Origin of the sequence: Chromobacterium paludis, from assembly GCF_008275125.1 — a bacterium.
In the GTDB taxonomy this organism is placed as follows: domain Bacteria; phylum Pseudomonadota; class Gammaproteobacteria; order Burkholderiales; family Chromobacteriaceae; genus Chromobacterium; species Chromobacterium paludis.
Map to the genome: position 1 here is coordinate 4171984 of NZ_CP043473.1, position 12749 is coordinate 4184732.

The window sequence follows — 12749 nt, forward strand, 5'->3', positions numbered from 1 at the left end:
GGATAAGGACAACACAGCATGTTTGAATCTGCCGAAATCGGCCACAGCATAGACAAAGACACTTTCCGCAAGATGATGCCCTCGCTGCGCGAGGCCTTGCTGGACGTGCAGTACGAATTGAAGGAGCAGGCCAACTTCCCGGTGCTGATCCTGATCCATGGCTTCGACGGCGCCGGCCGCGGCGAAACGATGAACCTGATCAATGAGTGGCTGGACCCGCGGCTGATCGACACCATCGCCTTCGACAAACCCAACGACGAAGCGCGCGCCCGGCCCTGGATGTGGCGTTACTGGCGAGAGTTGCCGGCCAACGGTCGCATCGGCATGTTCTTTGGCTCGTATTATTCCGACACCCTGTTTGACCGCGTGTTCAGCCGCAGCGACCGCGACGCCTTCGACCGCCAGATTTTCGACATCCTGCGCCTGGAGCGCATGCTGACGCTGGACGGCGCGGTGGTGCTGAAGTTCTGGTTTCATCTGAGCCGCGACAAGCAAAAGCAAAGGCTGAAGCAGCTGGAGCAGGATTCGGCGACCAGCTGGCGCGTCACCAAGAGCGACTGGGATCATTACGAGCGCTACGACAAGATACGCAAGTACGGCGAACACATGCTCAGACTGACCAATACCGCTTACGCGCCCTGGATCATCGTGGATGGCGAGGACGCCAACTACCGCAGCCTGACGGTGGCCAACACCATACTGGAGGCGATACGCAACCGCATCGGCCAGCCGGTGCTGACGACGGACCGGGTGGAGGCGCCGCCGCTGCTGGCGCCGATAGACAACAAGCTGGTGCTGGACACGCTGGTGCTGGATCAGAAGCTGGACAAGGACAGCTATCAGAAGAAGCTGGATCAGCTGCAGGGACGGCTCAACAAGCTGACGCGCGATCCGCGCTTCGGCGCCCACTCGCTGGTGCTGGTGTTTGAAGGCAATGACGCGGCGGGCAAGGGCGGCAGCATCCGCCGCATCACCCAGGCGCTGGACGCGCGCCGTTTCCGCGTGGTGCCGGTGGCCGCGCCGACGCAGGAGGAAAAGGCCAAGCCCTGGCTGTGGCGCTTCTGGCGCAATGTGCCGGGCAAGGGCGGCATCACCATCTTCGACCGCAGCTGGTATGGCCGGGTGCTGGTGGAGCGGGTGGAGGGGTTCGCGCAGGAGGCGGACTGGATGCGCGCCTACTACGAAATCAACGACTTCGAACATCAGCTGACGGAAAACGGCGCCATCGTGCTGAAGTTCTGGCTGGCCATCAGCCAGGAAGAGCAGCTGGCGCGCTTCAAGGGGCGAGAGGACACCGGCTTCAAACGCTTCAAAATCACTGACGAAGACTGGCGCAACCGCGACAAGTGGGAGGTGTATCGCCAGGCAGTCAGCGACATGGTGGACCGCACCAGCACCAGCAAGGTGCCGTGGACGCTGGTGGAGGCCAATAACAAATATTTCGCGCGCATCAAGATACTGACCACGATCTGCGACGCGTTGGAGGCGAGATTGAGTGAATAAGTGGTATGGAGTTGCCCTGGCCCTTTGCCTGATGTGGCAACCGGCCGGCGCGCAGCAGGTGTTGCGCGCGGGCGTGGCCAACGACACCAGCGAACCCTTGCGGCAGGCGGGCGGGGATGGTGCGTTGCAGGCCTACCGCGCGGCCCTGGCGCTGATCGCCAGGCAAAGCGGCATCCGCTTTCAGCTCGATTATTATCCAACCCAGCGGCTGGAGCAGCTGTTTCAGATCGGCCGGCTCGATGTGGAAGTGGGCGTCAATCCCGCCTGGCGGACGCTGTCGCCGGTGGCGGGGTTCTACACCCAGCCCATAGGCGAAGTGGAGTTCCAGCTATGCCTGCCGCCGGGCAAGAAGCGTCAGCCGGTGACGCTGGCGGAGATGAAGGGGTGGACCGTCGGAACCCTGGCCGGCATGCATTATCCGTTGCTGGAGCCGGCCTTCCAGTCCCAGCGCATCAAGCGCGACGTGTCCACGAGCGAAGACGAACTATTGGACAAGCTGCGCCTGGGGCAGGTGCAGGCGGTGGCCCTGGAGCGTGGCCGCGCCTGGTACTGGAACCATCGCATCGAAGGCAGCCGTTGCCAGCTGTCGGAGTCGGCGGGCCGGCTGCCGGTGATGCTGCGGCTGCATCCGCAATACCGGGACCTGCTGCCCAGGCTGAACCAGGCCATCCAGACGCTGAACAGCCAGGGCAAGCTCAAGCCCCTGTTCGCCTTGCACAGCGCGGCCGGCGCCCATTAGCCGGCGCGGCGGCGCCACCCATGGACTTTCCCGATGAAATCCCCGATTCCGCATTTGCCCGGGCAACTGGCCGCGCTGTTCGCGCGGCTGCAGCCCGATATCGATGACAGCTTGCTGGCCGTGATCGGCGAGCTGAGCCACGCCAATCAGGCCGGCCACGTCTGCCTGCCGCTGGCGCACCGCGCTGAATTGAAAGCCGTGCGCGGCAGCCCCCTGGTCGGCGTGCCGGGCGCGTATGCGCCTTTGATCCTGGACGACGCCGGGCGCCTGTATTTCGCGCGGCACTGGCATGATGAGGACAGGCTGGCCGCGGCGCTGATCCGGCTGGCCGAGCCCTTGGCCCCGCCGGATGAGGCCAGCCTGTCTGAGGCGTTGCAGCGACTGTTTCCCGCGCGGCAGCACGATGAGCCGGACCGGCAGAAAATGGCCGCGGCCTTGGCTTTGCGCCAGCGGCTGATGGTGATTTCCGGCGGTCCCGGAACCGGCAAGACCACTACCGTGGTGCGGCTGCTGGCCCTGCTGGCGGCCATGTCGCCGCGGCCGCTGGTGATGGCGATGGCCGCGCCGACCGGCAAGGCGGCGGCGCGGCTGACCGAGTCAGTGCGCGCCGCGCGTGATCGGCTGGACGTGGCGGATACGGTGCGCGGCCAGTTGCCGGCGAAGGCGGAGACGCTGCACCGCTTGCTGGGTTTGCGTCCCGGGGTGGCTCTGGCTAGGCATCATGCCGGCAACCCGTTGCCGCTGGACCTGTTGGTGGTGGACGAGGCTTCGATGATCGACCTGTCGCTGATGGCGCGCACTGTGGAGGCCTTGCCCTCCCGGGCTCGGCTGATTCTGCTGGGCGACCGCGATCAGCTGTCTTCGGTGGAGGCTGGCGCGGTGCTGGGCGAGCTGTGCGCCCGCATCGGCTATCGAGAGAGCACGCGGCAATGGCTGTCGCGCGTGGCGGGCGCGGCGCCGGGCCAGGCAGAGGGCGGCGCCTTGACGGATTGCGTCGCCCTGCTGACCCGCAGCCACCGCTTCGGCGCCGATTCCGGCATCGGCGAACTGGCGCGACGCGTCAACGACGGCGATGGCGAGGGGGCGCTGGGGGTGCTGCGCGGCGCGGGCCGGGACGATGTGGCCTGGCTGGACGAATGGGACGACGCCGAGCTCTTGGCCAAGCGGCGGGACTACTTGCGCTCAGTCGCCGATGGCGCGGCCCCGGACGCGGTATCGCGCGCCTTTTCAGCCTTTATGCTGCTGGCCGCGGAGCGCAGGCAGGTGGCCGAATGCAATCGGCGCATCGAGCAGCGGCTGGAGCGGGATGGCGTCAAGCTGCCTGAGCGCGAGTGGTATCCGGGGCGGCCGGTCATGATCGCGGAGAACGACTACGGCTTGGGGCTGTTCAACGGCGACATCGGTTTTGCCCTGCCGCGGGGCGGGGGGCTGCGCGTGCTGTTTCCGGCCGATGACGGCGGTTGGCGCGAGTTCTCTCCCGCCCGGCTGCCCGCGCATGAGACCGTCTTCGCCATGACGGTTCACAAGAGCCAGGGCTCGGAATTTGACGAAGTCTGGCTGCAGTTGCCGGAGCAGGCCGGCGCGCTGTTGAACCGCGCCCTGATATACACCGCCATCACGCGCGCGCGCGCGTCTTTTTCGGTGAGCGGCAGCGAGGCCGTGTGGCGGGAGGGCGTGGCCAGCGCGCCGCGCCGCGACTCCGGCTTGGCGGATCGTTTGCGCTGAGTTGATGGATGGAATGCAACACTTGCCGCGAATGTGCGAGGAAGAATGGTCAAGGCTTCTGAGACATCCTAAGATGCAGCCTTCCCGAAAAAAAGCTGGGGGAGTGCTCATGCAGGTGGATGCCATACTGGGCTATCTGGACAAGGTCAGCCGGTTTGATTCGCAGCAGTTTACGCCATTGTTTATCGGCTCGGAGCGGATGGGTTACGTCAATGCGCAATGGAAGGAACGATTGTTGCAGCACGAGTCCGCGCTATTCGAGGAAAACTATCTGGGCGTATCCTGTCGGCTGGATGGCAGTTATCGCAGCATCAGCCACGCTTTGGCGCAGGCGGCGCGGCGTTGGCAGCAGGCCGGCTGGCTCAATGGCTGGCGGAATGAGAACTTCACCGCGTTCCGGCAAGACGGCCGTCCCTATTTCGAGCTGGAACGCGCGGCCTTCCGCCCCTTGGGCCTGACCAGCCGCGCGGTGCATGTCAACGGCCTGTGCCGCATGGCCGATGGCGAGGTCCGGATGTGGGTGGGGCGGCGCAGTCCGCACAAGGCAGTGGACCCTAACCGCATGGATAACCTGGTTGGCGGCGGCGTGGCCGCCGGTGAAACGCTGGGATTGGCCTTGCAGCGGGAAGGTTGGGAAGAGGCGGGCATCACCCAGGACAAGCTGCATGGCTTGCAGCCGGCCACCCTGCTGCTGGCGCAACGTCCGGTGGCGCGCGGGCTGCATAGGGAGTGGCTTTACGCCTACGATCTATGGCTGGCGCCCGGAGAGGCACCGGCTTGCCAAGACGGCGAGGTGGCCGAGCATGTGCTGTTGCCGTTGGATGAGGTGGAGCAACTGCTGCTGGCCGAACGCTTCATGATAGACGCGGCCCTGGTGAGCATGGACTGCCTGTGTCGCCTGGGTTACTGGCGAGAATCGACCGCTGTTGTCGAGACGGCCTTGACGCGCGTTCGTCACGCGCTGGGGCGGGATGAAGCCATTCTTGCCTGATCGGCACGAAAAATTCCATTGAAATAAAAAAGCCCGCAAGTGCGGGCTTTTTTACGGACGTCAGAAATGCATCAATGTATTTTACTCATTAATGGAGCGCGAAAATGACTTATGCCATGGCTGGAATATCAGATTCAGCTACTGTTTACAAAGGAAAAATGGTTCTTCTTGCTGGGGGGATCTCTCCGTTCCATAGCTTAGGCTTTAAATATACTCATGGTAATATTGCCAATGCATAATACGTACGGTATAAAAACAAATTGACCCGCGTTTTGCTTTGGATAATAAAAATGTACAAGTTGAAGCTGATCTCTCCCAACTTCGGAGTCGACGATCGGGGACCGTTGCATCCGACGCAGGAACAGGCGCGGCGGGCGGCGGAACTGATGCTGAGGGTGTACCGCGGCAATGTGCGGGCCGAGGTGCATAAGGTGGATCTGAAAACGCGCAAGACCGAAAAACTGGAGGAGGTTTACGTCAAGGTGGAGCGTGTCGACTAGCGCCTGCGGTTACAACTTTCCCATTGCGCCTTGGTTTGAGATAGGCTAACGTCATCGCTCCCTTAACCCCTTGTCCGCGCGCCTCCCCGGCGACGGAGAATGGAGCGATCTTTATGTTTGGCTGGTTTGAACGCCGCGTATCCCCGTATCCGGACACGCCCCCTGCCCAACCTCCCCAGGGCTTTTTTTCCTTTATCTGGTTCTGCACGCAAGGCCTGCGCGGCCTGATTCTGTGCATGACTTTGCTCACCGCTTGTATCGGCGCCTTCGAGGCCCTGCTGTTCTCCATGATGGGCTCGGTGGTGAGTTGGCTGGCCAAGACGCCGGCGGATCAGCTGTGGCTGCGCGAGCGCGAGCATTTGCTGCTGTTGGCCGGCATCCTGTTCGGCAGCGTATTGTTGGTGGCGTTTCAGGCCGCCAGCAAATATCAGGGCCTGTTTTCCAATTTTCCGATGCGGCTGCGCTGGAATTTCCATCGCCACCTGCTGGGCCAAAGCCTGAGCTTCTACCAGGACGAATTCGCCGGGCGCGTCTCCGCCAAGGTGATGCAGACTGCCTTGGCGGTGCGCGACACGGTGTTGATCATTACCGACATCCTGGTATTCGTGGTGATCTATTTCGTCACCATGATCGCCGTGCTAGGCCATTTCGATCTGGTGCTGCTGCTTCCCTTCCTGGGCTGGCTGACCCTTTACGTGGCCACGCTGTGGTACTTCGTGCCCAAGCTGGGCAAGGCCGCCAGCCTGCAGGCTGACGCGCGCAGCCTGATGACCGGCCGCATCACCGACGCCTACACCAATATCGCCACGGTGAAACTGTTCTCGCATGGCCAGCGCGAAGCGCGCTTCGCCAAGGGCGCGATGGAAGAGTTCCTGAACACGGCCTATCGCCAGATGCGGCTGGTCAGCGGTTTCGAGATCGTCAACCAGCTCACCAGCATGCTGCTGGTTGGCGTGACGGCGGGGTCGGTGCTGTGGCTGTGGAGCCTGGGCAAGGTGGATGTGGGCGCGGTGGCGGCGGCCACCGCCATGGCCTTGCGCCTGAACGGGATCTCGCACTGGATCATGTGGGAGATGTCCAGCCTGTTCGAAAACATCGGCACGGTGCAGGACGGCATCACCACGCTGTCGCGGCGCGTCTCGGTGCTGGACAAACCCGGCGCGGCCCAGCTGGAAGTGCCGCGCGGCGAAATACGCTTCGACAGGGTCGACTTCGCCTATGGCGGCAGCAAGCAAGTGATCAGCAATTTGAATCTGACGATACGACCGGGCGAGAAGATCGGTCTGGTCGGCCGCTCCGGCGCCGGCAAGTCCACCATCGTCAATCTGTTGCTGCGCTTTTACGACCTGGACGGCGGCCGCATCCTGATTGACGGTCAGGACATTGCCGGCGTGACGCAGGACAGCCTGCGCGCCAAGGTGGGCATGGTGACGCAGGATACTTCTTTGCTGCATCGTTCGGTGCGGGACAACCTGCTGTACGGCCGGCCGGATGCCGGCGATGAGGACATGATCGTGGCCGCGCGCAAGGCGGAGGCGGACGACTTCATCCGCACGCTGAGCGACCCGAAGGGCCGCACCGGCTACGATGCCCATGTCGGGGAGCGCGGGGTCAAGCTGTCCGGTGGACAGCGCCAGCGCATCGCCATCGCGCGGGTCATGCTGAAGGACGCGCCCATCCTGCTGCTGGATGAAGCGACCAGCGCGCTGGACTCCGAGGTGGAAGCCGCGATACAGAGCAGCCTGTACCGGTTGATGGAAGGCAAGACGGTGGTGGCGATCGCGCACCGGCTGTCCACCATCGCGGCGATGGACCGTCTCATCGTGCTGGATGGCGGCCAGATCGTGGAGGAAGGCACGCACCAGCAGTTGCTGGCGCGCGGCGGCCTCTATGCCAGGCTCTGGGCTCACCAGAGCGGCGGCTTCCTGGGAGAGGAAGACGGCGACGAGCAAGAAAGCGCGTCGCTGATGGGTTAATCAGGCAGCCCCTGCTCTCGAGCAGGGGTTTTTTGCGCCCCGAGGCGCGCGCGGCCTGCGGAGTTCATCCAGTACGACGGCATCGAATGGCGTGAAATTAGGCTGGGAAATGATCTATATCAAATTCAGCATATAAAAAAAGCGGGCTTGGATGCGACCACGCCGCCGGATGCCGTCGCCGGGACGGGCTTGGCATGTTTTTTCTGATTGCCAGAAGAATCAGAAAGAAATAGGAAATAGATAGAAAAATAAAAAAGGCTTGCAGCAATACGCTGGCAAGCCCTTGATTTGACTGGCGCACCCGACAGGGATCGAACCTGTGACCTTCAGCTTCGGAAACTGACACTCTATCCAACTGAGCTACGGGTGCATCGTGCTTTGGCACTCAGGAAGGGCATCATACAGCAAGACACTATTCCGAGTCCAGAGTGTGGTTTTTTGCCATGCGAAGATGCATACCTTATAATCAACCGGTTTTAATTGTCATTTTTTTCAGGCGAGGCTTGGGATGAGTAATGAGAACGGAATGGCCCCCGGCCAGATCATCAAGGTTCTGGTCAGCGTCGTTGTCTTTCTTGTCGTGGCGATTTGGCTTCTGGCCAAGCTTGCTACCAGTGGGTTCAATGTGGATGCCGAGGTGATGACCAAGGAGGCCGTGGCCGCTCGTCTGAAGCCTGTAGGCGAAGCCAAGGCCAGCGATGCGCCGCCGGGCATGCGTACCGGCGAGCAGGTGTTCAAGGCTATCTGCATTTCCTGTCACGGCGCAGGTTTGGCCGGTTCGCCCAAGTTTGGCGACGCCGCCGCCTGGGCGCCGCGTATCGCCAAGGGCTGGGATATGCTGGTCGATCACGCTTTGCACGGCTTCAACGCGATGCCGGCCAAGGGCGGCTCGCCGGATCTGACCGATGACGAGGTGAAGCGCGCGGTGGCCTATATGGGCAATGCCGGCGGAGCCAAGTTCACCGAGCCGCCGGTTGGCGGCGCTGCCGGCGCAAGCGCGGCGGCCGATCCGGCGGTGGTGGGCAAGAAGATTTATGAAAGCGTGTGCGTGGCTTGCCATGCCGCCGGCGTGGCCGGCGCGCCGAAGTTTGGCGACAAGGCCGCCTGGGCCGTGCGTTTGAAGCCGGGCCTGGACGAAGTGGTGAAGATCGCCACCAAGGGCCTGAACGCGATGCCGCCTAAAGGCGGCTATACCGGCAGCGATGCGGAATTCCGCGCTGCAATCGAGTATATGGTCAATAACTCTAAATAATTCAGTGCTTTGAAAAAAACGCCATGCTGCCCGGCCGCATGGCGTTTTTCGTTTCATTACATCATGATGAAAAGTCAATTAATATGACTTGATCGAAAGGACAGGTGGCATGGTTGCCATCTTCGGGCATCATAGGACCATCTGATTGACAGGTTTGCAGCCATGCTGACCGGTCAGGTGAGGTTCCCCAGCCTCGCTTCACCCAGAGATGTTCCTCATTCTTCTTTATGGCGTCTTTTCCAAGGCGCCATTTTTCTTGCCCGCTCAGTTCTGAGGCGCCTCGCCGGACTTGTCCTTGCTGGCCAGCATGGCGGTCAAATTGGCTAGCCGCGATTTGCCCTCGCTCTTGCTGACCAGAGGCTCTGCGCCAGGCTTGCCGAAGTGGCGCAGATCCTCGCCGTTGATTTCGCCGATGAAGCGCGACGGCTCGATGAATTGCCACTCGCCGGCGCGGCGACGTTTGACGCAGTAGCTCAGCGTCAGGCTGCGCTGGGCGCGGGTGATGCCGACATACATCAGCCGCCGCTCTTCCTCCACCATGCCGTTGTCCACGGATTCGCTGTGCGGCAGGATGCCTTCCTCGCAGCCCACCAGGAACACGTGCGGATATTCCAGTCCCTTGGAGGCGTGCAGCGTGGACATGCGCACCGCATCGACCTCACCCTCGTCGCGGCCTTCCAGCATGGTGATCAGCGCGATGGTCTGGGTCAGCTCGATCAGGTTTTTGCCGTCAGTCTCGCCTTTGCGCGACAGCCAGTCCACCATTTCCAGCATGTTTTTCCACTTGGTTTCGGCGATCCTGGGGCTGTCCTCGCTATCGTACAGCCAGGCCTCGTAGCCGATGGCCTGCAGCAGCTCCAGCGCCAGCTTGCCGGCCGGCTCGCGGGTGGCGCGGTATTGCAGCTGGGAGATGAAGTCGCAGAAATGCTCCAGCGGCGCCAGCTGCGCGGCCTGAATCTGCACGCGCAGGCCGGCGTCGTGGGCGGCGGCGAACAGGCTCTTGCTGTACTGGCCGGCCCAGGCGCCCAGTTTTTCCAGCGTGCCGGCGCCGACGCCGCGTTTGGGCGTGGTCAGCGCGCGGATGAAGGCCGGGTCGTCATCCGGGTTGGTGATCAAGCGCATATAGGCCAGCAGGTCCTTGATCTCCGGCTTGTCGAAGAAGCTCTGGCCGCCGGCCATCTGGTAGGGGATGCGCTGGTTGCGCAGCGCCTGTTCGAAGATGCGCGCCTGATAGTTGCCGCGGTAGAGGATGGCGTAGTCCTTGAACTCGGTGCGGTGTTCGAACTTGTGGGCCAGCAGTTTTTGCACCACGGTTTCCGCCTCGTGCTCCTCGTCCTTGCACTGGACGACGTGGATCGGTTCGCCCAGGCCCAGCTCGCTCCACAGCTGTTTCTCGAACAGCTTGGGATTGTTGGAGATCACGCTGTTGGCGGCGCGCAGGATGCGCGCGGTGGAGCGGTAGTTCTGCTCCAGCTTGATGACTTTCAGCGCCGGGAAGTCCTGTTGCAGCAGGCGCAGGTTTTCCATATTGGCGCCGCGCCAGGCGTAGATGGACTGGTCGTCGTCGCCCACGGCGGTGAACAGGCCGCGCACACCGGTCAACAGTTTCACCAACTGGTACTGGCAGGTGTTGGTGTCCTGGTATTCATCTATCAGCAGGTAGCGCAGCTTGCCTTGCCACTTGAGCAGCACTTCCGGGTGCTCGCGGAACAGTTGCACCGGCAGCCGGATCAGGTCGTCGAAATCCATCGCCTGGTAGGCGGTCAGCGTGTCCTGGTAGGCCAGGTAGGTGCGGGCGCAGATGCTCTCCCATTGGCCGTCCGCGGTCTGCATCATTTCATCCGCGGTCTTGAGGTCGTTTTTCCACAGCGAGATCTGGCTTTGCACCTTGCGGATCTCGTCCTTGGAGGTGGTGTTCAGGATGTCGGCGATGATCTTGCCGGCGTCGTAGGCGTCCAGGATGGAGAACTGCGGCTTGTAGCCCAGGTGCGGTGCTTCCTGCCTGAGGATGTGCATCCCTAGCGAGTGGAAGGTGGAGACGGTGATGCCGCGGATTTCCGCCGAGCTCATCAGCTTGCCCACCCGCTCCAGCATCTCGCGCGCCGCCTTATTGGTGAAGGTGATGGCGGCGATGTGCCTGGCGGGGATGCCGCCTTCGCGCACCAAGTGGGCGATTTTGTAGGTGATGACCCGGGTCTTGCCCGAGCCGGCGCCCGCCAGCACCAGCAAGGGGCCGTCGAGATAATGGATGGCCGCGCGTTGCGGCGGATTGAGCAGGGGAGCGGACATGGCGATGAGACCCGGGCGGGCGTAGCAAATCGGTAATCGAGGCCGTGCATTGTAGCATGGGGTATCATGGCTTATCGCGGATGGAATCCCAAGCCCGATCCGCATCACGAGGAAACCATATGGCCATCTACGCAATCGGCGATATCCAAGGCTGTTTCGACCCCTTCCAGCAGTTGCTGCGCCTGATCGACTTCAATCCCGGCAAGGATACCTTGTGGCTGACCGGAGATCTGGTCAACCGGGGGCCGCAGTCGCTGGATGTGCTGCGTTGGGTGTTCCGCCATCAGGACCAGGTGGAAATGGTGTTGGGCAATCACGATCTGCATTTGCTGGCGGTGTCGGAAGGCTTCGGCAAGCTGCATCGCGATGACACGATCAACGAAGTGCTCAATGCCGCCGACGGCAAGGTGCTGTTGGATTGGCTGCGTTGCCAGCCCTTGATGCTGGAGGGCCATGGTTACGCGATGGTGCACGCCGGCTTGCTGCCGGAGTGGACGATATCGAAGGCGCTGCGGCTGGCAGAGGAGGTGGAATTCGGCCTGTCCGGCAACCGCCACCGCGAGTTCCTGGGGCGCTTGTACGGCAACAAGCCCGCGCGCTGGAGCGACGACCTCAAGGGCGCGGACCGGTTGCGGCTGATCGTCAACGCGATGACGCGCATGCGCTTCCTGACGCGCGACGGCGAGCTGGATCTCAGTTACAAGGGCGAACTGGAAGGCGCGCCGGCCAATCTGGTGCCGTGGTTCGAGGCGCCGAACCGCCGTCACGGCGGCACGCCCATCATCTGCGGCCACTGGTCCGCCTTGGGCGTGCATCTGGACGAGGATGTGCTGGCGATAGATTCGGGCTGCTTATGGGGCGGCAGCCTGTCCGCGCTGAGGCTGGACGACAGGCAGCTGTTCTCGCTGCCCTGCCGGGCGTATCGGGAAATCGAAATGGCGGCCGGCGGCTAGCGTCAGGCGCCGGTGTGCGCGGTGGGGGCGGCTTCCTGGGGCGGCGGCGCGTCCAGTGGCAGCCCCAAGCCGCGCGCGACCTCGCGGCGAGCCTCTTCCGCCAGCAGGAAGCGATTATCCAGGCCGCCATCGCCGGCCCGCAGCGGCTTGCCATAGCAAATTTCGATCTCGATCTGCGGCACCGACAGCACTTTGCGCATGCTTTGCAGCAAGGAAATGTCGTCGATATAGGCCGCCTCCAGCAACAGGCTGCCATCTGGGCGCTGGTAACGCAGCGACACCGGCTGCACGATGCCGCCGGCCAATAAGGCCGCCTCGAACAGGGAGGCCTTGAACGGCAGCAGGCCGCGACCGTCCGACGTGGTGGATTCGGGAAACACCGCCATGCAGCCGCCCTTGTGCAGCGCGTCGGCCAGGATCTGGTTGACGCGGCTGGCGTCGCGGCGGTTCGCGCGGTCGATGAACAGCGTGCCGGCGACATGGGCCAGCCAGCCTATCACCGGCCACTGGCGGATCTCGCGTTTGGCGACGAAGCGCGACACGGTGCAACTGTTCAGCGCGATGATGTCCAGCCAGGACACGTGGTTGGCCACCAGCAGAGTATTGGGCGGATAGAAGCCGGGATTGACGCCCTGCACCTTGACGCTGGCGCCCAGTATCTTCAGCGCCTGCTGCGCCCAGCGGCGGGTGACCACGGCGCGTTCTGCCTGCGCCAGCCGGGAATAGCGGGTGGCGACGATGAAAATGCCGACGGCTAGATGCGCGAGCAGGCGGATAACGCGGCCGCTGCGGGTGAGGAGCGAGGTGGTGGCGTGTGTCAA

11 protein-coding genes and 1 tRNA gene are annotated in these 12749 nt (G+C 63.0%); 9 read left to right on the plus strand and 3 right to left on the minus strand.

Translation table 11 applies throughout. The annotated features are described in order from the left end of the window. The first annotated feature begins 18 nt into the window (after positions 1–18). The 7 genes from pap to FYK34_RS19900 all read left to right on the plus strand — a co-directional run bounded on the left by pap (position 19) and on the right by FYK34_RS19900 (position 7434). Positions 19–1503, plus strand: coding sequence for a polyphosphate:AMP phosphotransferase (gene pap, locus FYK34_RS19875; protein WP_149299520.1), 1485 nt, complete (start codon positions 19–21; stop codon positions 1501–1503). Further along, the gene (locus tag FYK34_RS19880; RefSeq protein ID WP_149299522.1) at positions 1496–2242 is read left to right on the plus strand and encodes a substrate-binding periplasmic protein; all 747 of its coding nucleotides are present in this window, start codon (positions 1496–1498) and stop codon (positions 2240–2242) included. The genes pap and FYK34_RS19880 overlap by 8 nt, the downstream gene beginning before the upstream one ends. A 33-nt stretch (positions 2243–2275) precedes the next feature. Next, positions 2276–3967, plus strand: coding sequence for an exodeoxyribonuclease V subunit alpha (gene recD / locus FYK34_RS19885; RefSeq protein ID WP_149299524.1), 1692 nt, complete (start codon positions 2276–2278; stop codon positions 3965–3967). 109 nt (positions 3968–4076) lie between these two features. Next, positions 4077–4958 (plus strand): NUDIX hydrolase, encoded by an 882-nt coding sequence (locus FYK34_RS19890; RefSeq protein WP_149299526.1) that lies wholly within the window; start codon positions 4077–4079, stop codon positions 4956–4958. 104 nt (positions 4959–5062) lie between these two features. Beyond that, positions 5063–5197, plus strand: a complete 135-nt coding sequence (locus FYK34_RS21090) for a hypothetical protein (protein WP_269203845.1) — start codon at positions 5063–5065, stop codon at positions 5195–5197. Between the two features lie 51 nt (positions 5198–5248). Next, on the plus strand, positions 5249–5458 hold the full coding sequence (locus FYK34_RS19895; RefSeq protein ID WP_149299528.1) for a hypothetical protein: 210 nt from the start codon (positions 5249–5251) through the stop codon (positions 5456–5458). A gap of 113 nt (positions 5459–5571) precedes the next feature. After that, on the plus strand, positions 5572–7434 hold the full coding sequence (locus FYK34_RS19900; RefSeq protein ID WP_149299530.1) for an ABC transporter ATP-binding protein: 1863 nt from the start codon (positions 5572–5574) through the stop codon (positions 7432–7434). A 293-nt stretch (positions 7435–7727) separates the two neighbouring features. Here FYK34_RS19900 and FYK34_RS19905 read toward each other — a convergent pair. Further along, a tRNA-Arg gene (locus FYK34_RS19905) sits at positions 7728–7804 on the minus strand. A 138-nt stretch (positions 7805–7942) separates the two neighbouring features. On the opposite strand from FYK34_RS19905, the gene FYK34_RS19910 reads away from it, so the two are divergent. Next, the gene (locus FYK34_RS19910; protein ID WP_149299533.1) at positions 7943–8686 is read left to right on the plus strand and encodes a c-type cytochrome; all 744 of its coding nucleotides are present in this window, start codon (positions 7943–7945) and stop codon (positions 8684–8686) included. Positions 8687–8950: 264 nt separating this feature from the next. Here the strand turns inward: FYK34_RS19910 and FYK34_RS19915 are convergent, their stop codons facing one another. Beyond that, entirely contained in the window at positions 8951–10975 is a 2025-nt protein-coding gene (locus FYK34_RS19915; protein WP_149299535.1) for a UvrD-helicase domain-containing protein, read from the minus strand. 119 nt (positions 10976–11094) lie between these two features. Between FYK34_RS19915 and FYK34_RS19920 the strand changes: the two genes are divergently transcribed. Continuing rightward, a complete protein-coding gene (locus FYK34_RS19920) occupies positions 11095–11928 on the plus strand; it encodes a symmetrical bis(5'-nucleosyl)-tetraphosphatase (RefSeq protein ID WP_149299537.1) in 834 nt (277 codons plus the stop codon). 2 nt (positions 11929–11930) lie between these two features. Here the strand turns inward: FYK34_RS19920 and FYK34_RS19925 are convergent, their stop codons facing one another. Further along, positions 11931–12749, minus strand: a complete 819-nt coding sequence (locus FYK34_RS19925; protein ID WP_149299540.1) for a lysophospholipid acyltransferase family protein — start codon at positions 12747–12749, stop codon at positions 11931–11933.

Coding starts and splice junctions, on each gene's coding strand:
- pap (WP_149299520.1), top strand. CDS start 19: ATGTTTGAATCTGCCGAAATCGGCCACAGCATAGACAAAGACACTTTC.
- FYK34_RS21090 (WP_269203845.1), top strand. CDS start 5,063: ATGACTTATGCCATGGCTGGAATATCAGATTCAGCTACTGTTTACAAA.
- FYK34_RS19890 (WP_149299526.1), top strand. CDS start 4,077: ATGCAGGTGGATGCCATACTGGGCTATCTGGACAAGGTCAGCCGGTTT.
- FYK34_RS19920 (WP_149299537.1), top strand. CDS start 11,095: ATGGCCATCTACGCAATCGGCGATATCCAAGGCTGTTTCGACCCCTTC.
- recD (WP_149299524.1), top strand. CDS start 2,276: ATGAAATCCCCGATTCCGCATTTGCCCGGGCAACTGGCCGCGCTGTTC.
- FYK34_RS19910 (WP_149299533.1), top strand. CDS start 7,943: ATGAGTAATGAGAACGGAATGGCCCCCGGCCAGATCATCAAGGTTCTG.
- FYK34_RS19900 (WP_149299530.1), top strand. CDS start 5,572: ATGTTTGGCTGGTTTGAACGCCGCGTATCCCCGTATCCGGACACGCCC.
- FYK34_RS19895 (WP_149299528.1), top strand. CDS start 5,249: ATGTACAAGTTGAAGCTGATCTCTCCCAACTTCGGAGTCGACGATCGG.
- FYK34_RS19915 (WP_149299535.1), bottom strand. CDS start 10,975: ATGTCCGCTCCCCTGCTCAATCCGCCGCAACGCGCGGCCATCCATTAT.